General features: G+C 45.4%; 8 protein-coding genes. All 8 read right to left on the bottom strand.

What is annotated here, in order from left to right; translation table 11 throughout:
- Window positions 1-27: 27 nt before the first annotated feature.
- The 8 genes from NYR53_RS12385 to NYR53_RS12350 all read right to left on the bottom strand — a co-directional run bounded on the left by NYR53_RS12385 (window position 28) and on the right by NYR53_RS12350 (window position 13,689).
- Window positions 28-672, bottom strand: coding sequence for an HAD family hydrolase (locus NYR53_RS12385; RefSeq protein ID WP_261305451.1), 645 nt, complete (start codon window positions 670-672; stop codon window positions 28-30).
- A 377-nt stretch (window positions 673-1,049) separates the two neighbouring features.
- Complete coding sequence (locus tag NYR53_RS12380) at window positions 1,050-2,696, bottom strand: helix-turn-helix domain-containing protein (RefSeq protein ID WP_261305450.1); 1,647 nt, start codon at window positions 2,694-2,696, stop codon at window positions 1,050-1,052.
- Between the two features lie 47 nt (window positions 2,697-2,743).
- Window positions 2,744-3,595 carry a carbohydrate ABC transporter permease gene (locus tag NYR53_RS12375; RefSeq protein WP_261305449.1) on the bottom strand — a complete coding sequence of 284 codons (852 nt, stop codon included), beginning with the start codon at window positions 3,593-3,595 and terminating at the stop codon, window positions 2,744-2,746.
- Window positions 3,595-4,476 (bottom strand): carbohydrate ABC transporter permease, encoded by an 882-nt coding sequence (locus NYR53_RS12370; RefSeq protein WP_261305448.1) that lies wholly within the window; start codon window positions 4,474-4,476, stop codon window positions 3,595-3,597. Before NYR53_RS12370 ends, NYR53_RS12375 begins: the two co-directional genes overlap by 1 nt.
- Window positions 4,477-4,555: 79 nt before the next feature.
- The gene (locus NYR53_RS12365; protein WP_261305447.1) at window positions 4,556-5,875 is read right to left on the bottom strand and encodes an ABC transporter substrate-binding protein; all 1,320 of its coding nucleotides are present in this window, start codon (window positions 5,873-5,875) and stop codon (window positions 4,556-4,558) included.
- Window positions 5,876-5,979: 104 nt separating this feature from the next.
- Window positions 5,980-7,776 carry a cache domain-containing sensor histidine kinase gene (locus tag NYR53_RS12360; RefSeq protein WP_261305446.1) on the bottom strand — a complete coding sequence of 599 codons (1,797 nt, stop codon included), beginning with the start codon at window positions 7,774-7,776 and terminating at the stop codon, window positions 5,980-5,982.
- A gap of 300 nt (window positions 7,777-8,076) precedes the next feature.
- Window positions 8,077-11,988: a polysaccharide lyase family 8 super-sandwich domain-containing protein gene (locus NYR53_RS12355; protein WP_261305445.1), complete on the bottom strand. Its 3,912-nt coding sequence runs from the start codon at window positions 11,986-11,988 to the stop codon at window positions 8,077-8,079.
- Between the two features lie 165 nt (window positions 11,989-12,153).
- On the bottom strand, window positions 12,154-13,689 hold the full coding sequence (locus NYR53_RS12350) for an extracellular solute-binding protein (RefSeq protein WP_261305444.1): 1,536 nt from the start codon (window positions 13,687-13,689) through the stop codon (window positions 12,154-12,156).
- Between the last annotated feature and the right edge of the window lie 59 nt (window positions 13,690-13,748).

Raw genomic sequence — 13,748 nt, 5'->3', positions numbered from 1 at the left:
TTCCCTCCAGGTATGCAAATATTCTTCTTACAGTAAATTTTCAACCTTAATCTCACTAATTGCATGGATAATGAAATCCGCTTTAGACAAATCCTGCTGGCCCGAGTTCTCATTGACGTAGCCAAAACAGGTCATACCCGCAGCTTTGGCCGCAGCAACACCATGTTTAGCATCTTCAACAACAACACAATCCTCTGGGTCAACACCTAGCAGGGAGGCAGCTTCCAAATATACATCAGGAGCCGGTTTGCCTTGATTGACTTCCTCGCCACTCACCACGCAATCAAAATAACTGACAAGATCGAACTTTTTCAACACTTCCTCAATGAAAACCCTAGGTGACGAAGATGCGATTCCAATTGGAATTCGATTGTTTTTTAGAGATGTAAGCAGCTCTCTAATTCCTTCAATCGGTTCGATTTGAATGCCTTGTAAAAGCGTTATTTTAGATGAGAGTTGATGTTCGATGATCTCGGCAACCGTCTGCTGAAGCTGATACTCTTCTTTAATGACCTTCCACATCTCAGGGTTCGTCATCCCCACAAATTTCTCCAGCTCTTCCTGCGTAATTGCCTTCCCGAAATGTTTCATCGTTTGCACGTCTACATCAAAATGGATCGGCTCGCTATCAATGATGACGCCATCCATATCGAAAATGAATGCTTTTAGCATGTGTTGTGTCTCCTCTGCTATTGGATTTCCCCTATTTACATTTTAGTTGAATCTTTCGTTATTATCGAGTGTCGTAATGAAGACATATAGAGATCCTCGGCGCACTGTTTTTGCAAATGAAAATAAGAGGCTGCCCTTCCACCCATTTCGTGGTTTTTGAGGGCAGCCTCTTAAATTATTACCTAATCGAGATCTTCGATTCATTCACCCACTTTAGTTCTACATGGATTATTTCAGTTGAATGATGTTATAAAATCTGCAACAATCGCTGCCTAGTTCCCGTCTTTCTCCATTGATTGTTGTAAAATGTACAACAATTCCGCCCAATACACGTATTTTAGATCCATTGGTAAAAAAATTCTCCACAAGCTGGCCGTCTACTCTCTCCCCAAACTCTCCCGATAAGCCTTCGGGCTAAAACCCGTCATCTTCTTGAAAATGCGGCTGAAATGCTCGGGGTTGAGGTATCCGATTCTCTCCGAGATATCGGAAATTTTAATACCCTTTTCGAGCAGCTGCTTCGCCTCTTCGATACGCAGCTTCGTTAAATAGTGAATGAAATTGCAGCCGACTTCTTTGACGAACTGCTTGCTCAAATAGCTTTCGCTCACGCCCACCATCTCACTAATGAGCGACTGATTAATTTCCTCACGATAATGCAAATCGAGGAATTTCTTTGCACTAGCAATAGAAGGACTATAGCGCGCTTCGTTCAATAAGCTATTCCCGTGAATAGCGGAATGAGCTCGCTGTAACAACTGTCTGACATACTGCTGTGTTTCCTCCAGCGTCTCCATCTGTTTAATTTCATCAAATGGATTGTGAGAAGCAGGCTGTACCTCCTCTATGCGTTTGCCTTTGGCATAGAGAACAGCGCCGAGCTCCCACAACACATCGACGAAAAAAGCTCGCACCCTGTCGGGCTGCTCCTGCTTGGCATCATTCATTCGTTTCTCCAATTGCTCATACTCACGAACCCACTGACTTTCGTCAGATTGCTTAAAAGCATGAAGCAATGCAAGCCTCCCTGCTTTCAAGTCTTCCCACAACGCATGGCCCTCTTTGTCTTTCACACCTGAACCGTGAGACGCCGACTCCCCATAAAACAGCTTACCTAAACCGGCAAAATAACTTTTCGCTGCCAACTGCTTAGCCTGCTGGTATAGGCGAGGCCACTGCTTGCAGCCATTTGCCAAATCGCTTATTCCTACCGAAATAGGTGCGTTCACATATTGCAGCAGGCGAGTTTGAATCATCGTCATCGCGCTATGAATGTGGGCACGAATCGCCGATTCGCTGCGATCATGCGGGAACACACACAATAAGACGTATTCGCCAGCCTCCCGTCGAACAATTTCATGCAAAATGGACATTTCATGCAGAACCGTTTGAATCGTTTGTTGGATAAAACCATGCAGCTTCGTCGTATCGATAGCTCGTGCTATTTGAATGACAATCGCCATCTCGTTCGTTTCATTTAACAAACCGCTCACTGATAACAGCCATTGTTCGAACGATTCTGCTTCTTCGTACGGATCGAAGTCAAGAAGCTTCTGTAATAACGCTTCCTTATCCGATTCTTGGACTAGCTGCTTGTCCTCATCTTCACTCGCCTCTATCTTCGATACGCCACCTAACCGGACTAACTCTTCTACGGCTTTAGCGATAACCGGACTAATATGCTCCTCATCCATATCCACCTTGACGATGTAGTCGAGAGCACCGAGAAGGAAAGCTTCCCTCACATAGCTGTAGTCGCTATAAGCGCTTAGGATAACTGGAATCGGACGCTTTGGTAAAGCTGGGTCATTCAGTGCCTTTAATAACTCTATGCCGTTCATTCGCGGCATTTGGATATCAACTAGCAGCAAGTCGATGTCGCTACGGGCCTTAAGAAGCGCGAGACCCTCGACACCGTCACCCGCTTCGCACACGATTTCAATATGGAGAGCTTGCCAATCGATCAAATGATGCAAGGCCAAACGAACTAACGGTTCATCATCAACGATCATCATCTTGTACATGGTAGTTACCCCTCATATAGAAATTCGTCTGTCTAGCTGCCTTGCGGCTAACCTTTAATGGCTCCATCCATCAAGCCTCTAAATATTAACCGTTGAAAGGCGATGTAGAAAAGCATACTGGGCAGAAGGACAAGAATAATGCCTGCACATAAAGCTACTAGATCTGAAGTCCGTTCACCGACAAAAGCCATTAACGCTGTAGGCAAGGTCGCCAGCTCTTTTTTCGGCATATATAAGTTTTGCAAATAAATATCGTTCATGATGGTCACGCTTTTCAGAATACCTAGCGTAGCCGTCGCTGGCAGCAGCAGAGGAAAAATAATGGAGCGGAAAATCCGGAAATACGAAGCGCCATCCATCATTGCGCTTTCATCGAGCTGCGCCGATATTTTCTCCAAAAACTGTATGTAAATATAGATTTGCATAATGTCTGTACCCACATAAATGAGCAGCGGAGCCCCCAATGTGTTGTATAGATGCATCGAGTGAATCAGTTGAAAACGCGCGATCTCCGTTGTGTATGTCGGAATGATCATCGAAATCATGAACAGCAGAAGCACCACTTTTTTCAACTTAAACTCAAAACGATTTAACACAAATGCAATCATCGTGCCAAGGAACGCGTTACCCACCATACTAACTACAACTAGCACAAACGTATTGCGCAAACCAAGTAAAATGTGACCCTCGTTAAAGGCCTTTACATAATTCTCGAAATGAAAGAAATTGCTTGGCAGGGAGAATGGCGAAGTAACCCCAAGCTCGGCATTCGTCTTCAATGAGCCGAAAACGACAAGCAGAATCGGTATAAAAACAATCAAGCACATCGTAATAAAAAGTATATAATACAGGACATTACTGAGCAATTGGTGTTTGCTTGCGGCAAGTGATGTTTCCATTAAGACTCGCTCCTATCTTTAATGAGCCAATTTTGCAAAGACGAGAAGCAGATGATCAAAATCAGAAGACTGACTGCCATAGCCGAAGCGAGGCCGTAATTGTTATAAGTAAACGCTGTTTGCAAGGAAAACAAGCCGAATGTAGAACTGGCAGTTCCTGGTCCGCCGCCGGTCATAACATAAGGAATATCGTATTGCAGCAGCGCACCGGAGATATTCAGGAATAAAATGATTTCCATTACGCGCCGAATACCGGGCAATGCGATATGACGCAGCTGTTTCCAGAAGCCGGCGCCATCCATTTTGGCAGCTTCATACAGATCCGTCGGAACCGATTGCAAACCAGCCAGAATCAGAATGATATGAACACCGCTAAAGCGCCATAAGGATACGGCGACCAGCGAGTAATTGACGACACTCAAGTTACTTAACCAGCCCGTAATGAGAGACTCCAAACCCAACCATTTGAGCAGCTCATTGAGTGGACCATTGACCGGATTATAGATGTAGCTAAACATATAAGCAACGGCTATCCCATTAATAATATAGGGCATGAGCACCGTGAAACGAAAAAACGAGCTTCCCTGTATGGTGCGATTGAGCAGTACCGCCGTCATGACTTCAATGGGGATGAAAAGTAGATGATCGATAAAATATATCCCATTATTGCCAATAGCCTTCCACGCATCGGGAAAATCAAAAATCAATTTCTTATAATTTTCAAAACCGATATACTTCAAGCTCTCACTGTATCCATCCCAATTCGTTATACTATAACGAAACAGTTGAAATGTCGGATAGATGAGGAATAAGAGCATGAGCGCAACGGGAATGAACAAAAACGACCATATGATGACTTTCTTCTGCAAGGTATAACTCATCTCTACTCACTCCTAGGCCTTCAGTTGATATAAAAAGGGTACTATTCCGACTTGCTCAAATAGTACCCCTCATTGGTCATTACTTCGCAGCTGTGTCGATAGCTTTCTTCCATTTTTCGTTAAGTTCTTTTTCTACGGCATCGATCGGTTTGCCAGCAAAAATGCTTTGTGCGGCTTTCTTCGGATCGAATTGTGCTGCGGCACTCACTTTTGCATAGGCCTCATCTGTTCCATAATACACAAACGGTTTAGAAGGATTAGCCGTTGTCCATTTGTTGAAGAACGGAAGATCCGCAGTGATGTCATTAACCGTGGAGAATTGCTGTACTTTATTAACTAAACCTGAGTAGATCTCTTTGCTGAACATCCAATCCATGAATGCTTTGGCTTCTTCGGCGTTTTTGGTGTTTTTATTAATACCGATGTTCATATCAGACATCATCATCGCTTTCAGATCGCTACTCGTCGAATCACGGAAAGGAAGCGGGAACACGCCCAGATCATCATCCGTCTTCACTTTCTCCATGTAAGATGGATAGTACCACTGGCCAAGCGCAATCATAGCCGACTTCTTCGCTTCGAAGGACTGTGTAGACTGGTCGAACGAAACCGACAGCGCATCAGGACCTGCGTATTTCTTATCGGCAATTTCCTTAATCGCCTTACCTACTTTATCAAAAGTGCTGCCTTCTCCAAATGGCGCAGGATTTTTCGCCAGATTCACCAAATAATTCTCATCGCCAGATAAAACATGCGGGCCGAACTCCATCAATGGATAGAATGTCCAATCATCTTTGCCACCAATGGAAATTGGTGTGTATTTACTATTCGTTTTGATCTTATCCAGTGTAGTAATGAATTCTGGAAACGTTTTCGGAATTTCCAAGCCCAACTCTTTGAATATACTTGGATGGAAATAAACAAATTCAGAGAACGAGATGAGAGGAAGACCCAATACTTTGCCATCAATTTTAGTCGGAAATTTGTTGATTTTGGCCGCATTCGAATCATCCAGAGGCAGCAGCGCCTGCTTGTAGATTTGCATGTGGCTCGGCTTTAGATACATCAGATCCGGCAAATCGTTTGCCGCCAACCTAACCTTCAAGTATTGCCCTCCGTTGTCAGGCACCTTTTCCACTTCAACAGTTACATTCGGCTTTAGCTTGGAATACTCTTTCGCCTTCTCTGTCCAATACTCAAAATCAACTTTCGTGTCCCACATGGCGAGTTTCAGCTTCACCGGTTGAGTTGGCTTAGCCGTCTGTGCTGCTTCTTTCGTCGCTTCTGGCGCTGTGCTTGCAGGCGTTGATACTGTCTTTGTACCGCCGCACCCTGTCAAAGCCGTCATGGCCACTACCCCTGCCAAAGCCAAGGAACTTACCCATTTTCTATTGCTCATCGCATTGACCCTCCACCTGGTATCGATTAGGTTGTTTGTACCTTGTATTTATCATAAACGATAGTTTAACGCAGCCGAATGATCGATTTTGCCCATTACTTGATCTATTTTGAACTAACGATTCGATCTTCTTCCTGACTTCGGATGATTGGAAGTGTAATTTCCACCTTCGTGCCCGACGGTTCCAACCGCTTTATGGCTACGCCATAGTCTTGTCCGTAATGCAGCCCAATGCGATGATGCACGTTAAGAATGCCCATACCACTGAACGTATAATCCTGATCAGGGTCCTGCAGCTTCTCGATCTGCTCGTCCGAGATGCCTACACCGTCATCTGCAATGATAATGCAAAGCTGTTGGTCCACCTTTTGGATAGCAATCGTAATTGTTCCATTCGTCTCTTTACTAACCAAACCGTGCGTAATTGCATTTTCAAGAATCGGTTGAAGCAGCAGCTTCAAAACATAGAACGAGGTTGCTGATTCATCAACTTCCCATTTCACCTCAAATTTATTACCGTAACGTGTTTCCATAATGAAAATGTACTGTTTTAAGTTCTCAATTTCATCGGCAAGCAGCGTCAAACTGCCTCCGCGATTAAAGGAGGAAGATACCAACCGGATCAGCGCCTGAGTCATATTACGGATGTTGTCAACTCGGCTAATGATCGCCATCAGTTTAATGGAATTGAGTGTATTAATTAGAAAATGCGGATTAATTTGCGATTGCATCGCAGCGAATTCCGCCTTCTGCTTCGCTTTCTCCTGCTGTTCGGTCTGATTAATAAGCAGCTTGATTTGGTCCATCATATGGTTAAACGTGAGCCCCAGTGTGATCGTTTCTGCGCTGCCGGAAGCCTCGATCTTCACATTGAGATTCCCGTCCATGACGCGCGACATTTTCACCACTAACACATGGATAGGCTTCATTAAATTATGAACTAGGTAAAAAGAAATGATCAGGAATACGACGATAACGACGAAAGTTGCGAAAAGGACTAATCGATAAATAGTGCTGTAATTAGCCGTCAACTCGCTGTATGGAATTTGATACACGATTTTCCAGTTCGCAGTGTCCACCGTTGCAAAAGCAACCAGCATCTTCTGCCCATGTATCGTGTCCACGAAGTTGCCATCGCGCTGCGAGTTGATGCGGCTGATTAGCGAAGTATCCATCCCTTGCTCGTTTGCCGGTAAGTTATAGCTGGAGGCGATAACGTCGCCATCCGTCGTTACGATGCGGAATGCCGATGATCCGCTGATTGGATTTTGCCACAGCATTTTCTCGAAATGATCCCGACTAAACACAAAATATATGAAATCAATCCCATGCAGCATTTGAAAATAACTCGGCGAAATTGTGGTTACAATGCTCGTAGATTCTTGTGAATCGTATAGCGCGCCTTTTTGTTTGCCAATGAAATGAACGTGATCCTGTTCGGTGATCGTCGTCTTGTACCAATCCATTTTGCGTAGAATGTTGTCATCTATTGCTAAATCTTTTAAGTACGAATAAACGCCTCCGTCTTTATAAAAGAAATTGATCGACTGTACCCTGCCTGACATGGACGAGCTGTATTTCCCCAGAGCTTTCGATAAATCAATGGAATAAGGCTGCCTATTATCCAAGGCTGATTCATGCAGCAAAGTCGCAGTCTCCAGAACTTCCGCATCCATACCGACAGCGGCCGAGAAGGTTACCACATTATTTATTTCCTGCTCGATGGAGTATTTAACCGCATGAAGCGTCTGAAGCGTTCGATCCGTTGTCTGCTGGATAAGATCTCTCTTGTATACCTGCAGAATAGTAACGCTTATCGTCAATATTGGCAGCACCACCATCGTAAACAGCAGAATGTAGAGCGTAGTAGACGTTCTCCATGGTTTTCTGAATCGGTTCATCAGTACTCGACCTCGCATCACATTGTGGAATAGGGATTCACCCCTAGATGTAAAATATCATAGCACATCTGGTTGGATGCCTGATTATTTTCTTATTTTCTTGAAATCTCCAGCGATTTCGAACACAGTTGTTGCGAAATGGCCTGTATTGGGGCCCAATTGTTGGGGCCCATTCCCATTTCTCCCTCAGATCAGAATACTAAACATCAGGAGGTAGTAAGCTTTGCTCTCCCCCTCACATCAAGCAAAACCCAACTTCGTCCAAATGGACAAAGTTGGGTTCACGTTTCTCAACAGCTGTTAGGATTTACACTGTGCAATGGCTTGTAATAAAAGTTCCGCAAACACGGAGTCAATCTTTTTGCCGGATTGTGCTCGAATGTGATTCTCTAGATCTTTCCAGTCATTTTTCTTTTGACTGTCATCATCATTCCGTTGAATCTTTTCTATCTTCGAAAGCAAGCTGTTCAATATGCCCTGATTGGTGATCCAGCCTTGTTGATAAGCGTAACGAACAGCTTCGTCCAAATGATCGGCATCCATCCGTACTTTTAGCAAATATGTTGCGGTAGTTTCGTTCCCAGCCGCATCAACCGCTTTTACTTTCACCGCATGTTCGCCAATGCTAAGTGATAACGGACTAAACGAATAGGGTCGGCTTATTGGAACACTATCCAACAGAAGTGACTCACTAGCGACACCGCTCACCGGATCGGTGATATCGAATTGCAGGCTGCCGCCATCTGTCCAATATACGTCCATGGTAACTGTAGGAACGATAACGGGACCTGCTGAATCGATTTTGATTGCTGCCGTTTTAGTTGCTTCTTGGTTTCCTGCATGATCGATGCTGTAATACTGAATTTGATGTATGCCCTCTTCAGCAACAACGATGTTGTTCCCTTCCACAAAGGCGCCACCATCCAAACTGTAAAACGTCTTCTGCACACCGCTGACTTCATCGTTTGCCGTCAATGTCACCGATTGTGCAGTACGCTGCCAATCAGACTTCGCATTCGTTGTCGTAACCGGCGCTGCTGTATCTTTCTTGAACGTAACGACATGCGTTTTGCCGAAAGATCCTGTGACCGTAATATTCAGCTTTAAGGAAGGTATCGTCTGCAGAACCGCAACCGTGTCATCGGCGCGAACTAGTGTCAATCCCGCCTTGTTCAGTTCAAGCGCAATCGTGCTTTGCTGCTGCGTCGGATCGGATACGGCTACGGTCAATTCGCTTTCTGTTTCCTTCACCATCACGGATGCCGGATTTTGCGCGGAAATGAAATCAACCGATGCCGGATTCCAGAAATTCGCCGCAGTAATGCCAAGCTTCTTCTCTCTAACCGCATGCACATCCGTTGTATTGCTCAGCACCTCAACATTAGGATCGCTGCTATAAAGCGCTGTATCCGCCGTATTTTTATGAGGCAGAATGACATAGGAATAAGATGCATTCGAAGGCGTTGCCCCATGTTCAAAGGCCAAACTTACATAATTTCGAGTGACCGGGGAAGCCGATTGTCCGCTATTAATATCTTTCCAGGCACCGGTTCTCGCTTCGCGTAAACCATACACATTAGAAGCCTCAGGGAAATAATAGCCAATGTCGGTACCCGGCGCGTTTCCGGCCAAGTGAGCCCACTTCACGTCACCCATCGTTTCCGACCAGCCGAGCTCACCCGACTTTACGGTTCCGTTAATCGTGAGTGCGTTATCTCCCGCATCGTTCAGCTTGCGGTTATCGATAATGGTCTCCACCGGCTGCGGACCGGCTGTCGTGCTCGAAATACCGGCACCCAATGCGACGATTTCGTCATCGAACATAAACCATGATTTTTTGCCCTGCAGATTGCTTCCTGTTGATTGGGCAAGCGAGAAATCCATACCCGCTGCACCGTAAAGGTTATCGATGGAAGAGCCGCCGACCCAAGTCTTCGGATTCATATAACTTTTCCATTCGACGGGAGTTGTCCCTTTCCCTGAGCCATCCGTTGTCGTGCCAGGCAGCCGGAATGAATCCACAGTTGGCCAGAAATCGTTGCGGTACTGGGTAAGATCTTGGTCATATAAAAACGTCATTCCGATGCCCGTATACCAGCCCTTTAAGTTCTCGTTATTGCCCTTTTCAAAGGCAGAGATGCGGTTGGAGAACAGACTGAGCCCGAAACCATATCCTTCACGTAAATGAACAACTCTGTCCATACCAGCAAACACTTGGTTTTTCAGCAATTCTCCACGAGGCTGGATCGAAGGATCGTTCATCAATTGCTTGACTAAAGACAGCTCATAAATCGGTAATCCGTCGTAATAATTGGCATATGTCGTATCCGACAGAATCCATTCTTTGGCCATTCGCTTAATTGATAAAGCTACATCCGCAGGTGCACCCTCGGCTAAACGAAGCAAAGTAACGATTGTGCCTCTAGCGCTTCCCGAGCTTTGTCTGGAAATTCCTCTGCCGTTCACCATATCCATAAAGAGTCCTTTATAAATAACAGGTTCAAACGTATCTGATACCCAATCGTACACATGATTCACGTTAGGATCCGTCACCGGCCAAGGCGAACCGTTCAACAAAAACGTCATATCGGCCGCACGGTTAAGCCATACTGCTCCGTATCCTGCTGTGTAGGCGATGTTGGTATGTTGAACAAGCGAACCGTCCTTATAAACACCGTCACCATGATCCGTGTAAACAAATTCCGGCCCGATGGAATCAAGCCCTTGCTTGATCTTCGCGCTGCTGTTTCCGATCACACCGCGCATCGTAACGACCAATGCTTTGTCGAGCAGGTTAGCTCCAGTTTCCGTCACGTTGTTGAGCGTTCTCTTCTTCGGATCCGGAACGAATCGATCAATGGCTTTGATATACTTGCTTATTTGTGCCGGTGTCAAATTGGCGAACATCAACACTAGGGTATCGTTCAGAATTTGCGGCGCTCCGATTTCCCAATCCCACCAGTTACCGTACTCATTTTTGGTTTCATTGTAACGGTTCGCATACATCCAGTCCAAAGTGCTGATGATGTCATCCCGCAGCGCCGTATTCTGATACAGGCTTGAGCCCTGTAGAGAATAAGCGAGCGCCATAGCTTTCAGCCTGCCAAATGCACTAGATATTTGAGCCGAATCTGTCGTGCTGGACAGATCGTTCCACAAATTAGTACGGCCCGCAGCTTTATTGAGCGTATCCCAATGCCCGGTCATATTACCATTCGATACACTATCCGCTAACTTAGATAGGTTAGCAGCAATATCCGGATCAGCCGCATTGTACGAGGTACCGCCGGTTAATTTGCCGTACCATTTCAGACGAAGATCGCTGTACGATTGCATCGTTGCAGCAGATTCTACGTTAACAAGACACTGAGCTTTTATTGTTCCATCTGGTGTTGAGACCATAATCGTAGCTGAACCTAACCCTTCTCCGGTTACTTTTCCATTACTGTCCACGGTTGCTACACTCGGATCGCTGGAGCTCCAGACAACTGTTTTGTCCGCTGCGGTCACTGGTGTGAATGTAGGTGTAATCGTAACCGATGCAGCTTTGGCCATGGAAAAGGCCGTTTGATCTAAAGCAATGCCTGTAATCCCGTCATATTCCTCCAAACTTATATCGTCAAACCATACTTTTCCTTTTCCCGTTTCAAGGAAAGGTTCAATAACCAACTTCGTGACGCCCGCTGGTATCGTCATAAATACTTGCTGCAAAGTCCAATCCTTCGTACCTAACAACTTGGCAGATGCAGGACCGTCTCCAACTTTACTCGTGTTATAGTATTGCGTTCTGAAGTACGCCCCAATACCCGTTACGTTGTCGGTTTTCACCCACACTTTAAGTCTGTAAGATTTACCGGCCGTTACCGTCGTGACGCTTTGATTCACAGATACTCGGCTTGTTGCAAAGGCATCGAACAAAATGGACTTACTTCCTTCATGATACGTGTTTGAATCCAGCATGACATTCACCGTTTTATTCGGAGCTTTCCCGCTCCCGGTTGGAATCCATAACCCCCAGCCAACAGGGACAGGACTTGTGACACCGCTCCAGGCGGCATCCGTTGTTGTGGTTGTCTGCTCGAAGCTTCCATTCGTCATCTGATTCACCGCTGCAGCCTCTGCCTTAAGGATAGCGTTTTCATAAAAGGGAATGTACGATCCAACCAGGCTAAAAATTAAACTGACAGCTAACAGCACACTTACTTTCTTCATTAACTTCACCTCGCTAGAAATTAATATAAAAACAATTAAAATGTAAGACATATCACGGAATTTGTATATCGACGATATTTGAACCATCTCGTTTTTTTATGAAAGTAGAGAACAAAACCCGACGACGCCAATAAAGATGTCATAGTCGGGTCTGCGATGCTGCGATTATTTCTTGTTCTTCTCTTTAAAGAAGTCACTCGTTTCTTTGACGTGCTGTTGGAAGCTTGGGTCGTCTTTGTACGTTTTTACGAATTTATCCCAATCTTCTATAGAATTCTTGCCGATAATCACGTTAGTGAGCATGTCGTTAAGTTTCTTGTTCCAGTCCGCACCTTTTTCTTTAAATGGAGCTGAATTCATCAAGCCATACGTAGGATCCGGGATGGAGCTGATCGAGTCAATCAACTTTTTATTTGCTTCAAATACGTCGCTCGGAATGCCCGATACTTTCGCTCTCAGGTATTTATCAAAAGTACCCGTCACCCATTGGCCGGTCGTATCGCCTGAATATCCTTTTTTCTTGCCTTCTTCCGTTTGCTCTACAAAGCCATCAGGCTTTAATTTGTAATCAACGTCTTGAATACCGTACACTGCCAGGTTGTAACCTTCTACAGAAGCTGTGTAATCGTAAACTTCAAGAATTTTCTTCAGCTTCGCCTCATCTACAGATTTCTTATTGATCAGGAATTGACCGTAAAAGCCGCTCGCTTGCTCGTAATAGGCTTTACCGTCGGCCGCTTTCGGAAGCTCAAAAGCAACCAGATTGGCTTTAGGATTCGTCTTTTGCAGCTCGACATTGTATTTGTAAGCATCAACAACGTTAGCGATGGCAAGTCCTGCCTTCCCTTGCACGAGCATGTCTTTGATTTGTGCTGTCTTGAGCACAGGGAAGTCAGGCAATATGCCGCCAGATTTGTAAACTTTGTTCCAATTAATTAGCGCCTCTTTCGCTTGCGGCGTCCACCAATATGGAATCAGGCCTCCATTCTCTTCCTTCCACTTTGTTCCTGTTCCGAAAAGCGACAACAAATAGCTGGACGGTCCAGGAGATCCAGGAAATACAGCGCCGTATGTGTCCGCAGCGCCATTGCCGTCCGGATCTTTCTTCGCGAATGCGTCAAGCACATTGTAAAGCTCATCCATTGTTTTCGGCGGCTGCAAGCCGAGCTTATCCAGCCAATCTTTGCGGATTAGCAGCGATTCATGACCGTCCAGCGGTCTGACGCGAGGCAGCGAGTAAAGCTTTCCTTTGAGCGATGCGTTTTTGTACACATTCTCCGGATATTTGGCCAAGTTCGGGTAATTTTTAACATAATCCGTTAATTCCCAGAAAGCGCCTTGATCGATTGCATTCAAGAAGGCAGGCGTTGAATTGAAATCCTCGATGAAGAGCACATCCGGCAAATCTCTGGACGCGAGCAGGGCATTTAATTTTTCCGAAATTTGAGCGGATGGAATCCAACTCAGCTTCAGGTTGACGTTTAATTTCTCATTCAGCTTTTTAACCGCTTCCAGTTCACCCGTTGGAGCTGCGGCGAAGGCCAGCGTCGTAATCGAAATATCCGTCGGTTTCGCAGGCTTGCTGCTTGCTGTGCTGCCTGCCTTTTGACCTTCATTTGATGCGCTGCCGCAAGCCGCCAAGGATGCAGTAAGCGCAGCCGCTGTCATAACAACAGCCAATTTTTTTACCATTGGTTTCATGTGAGGACCTCCCAGAAATCATATCTTTATACTTAAAACTTCTGCTGTGCGTTTAAGCC

This window comes from Paenibacillus andongensis, from assembly GCF_025369935.1.
In the GTDB taxonomy this organism is placed as follows: Bacteria; Bacillota; Bacilli; order Paenibacillales; family NBRC-103111; genus Paenibacillus_E; species Paenibacillus_E andongensis.
This window is presented reverse-complemented; position numbering and strand designations above follow the sequence as displayed.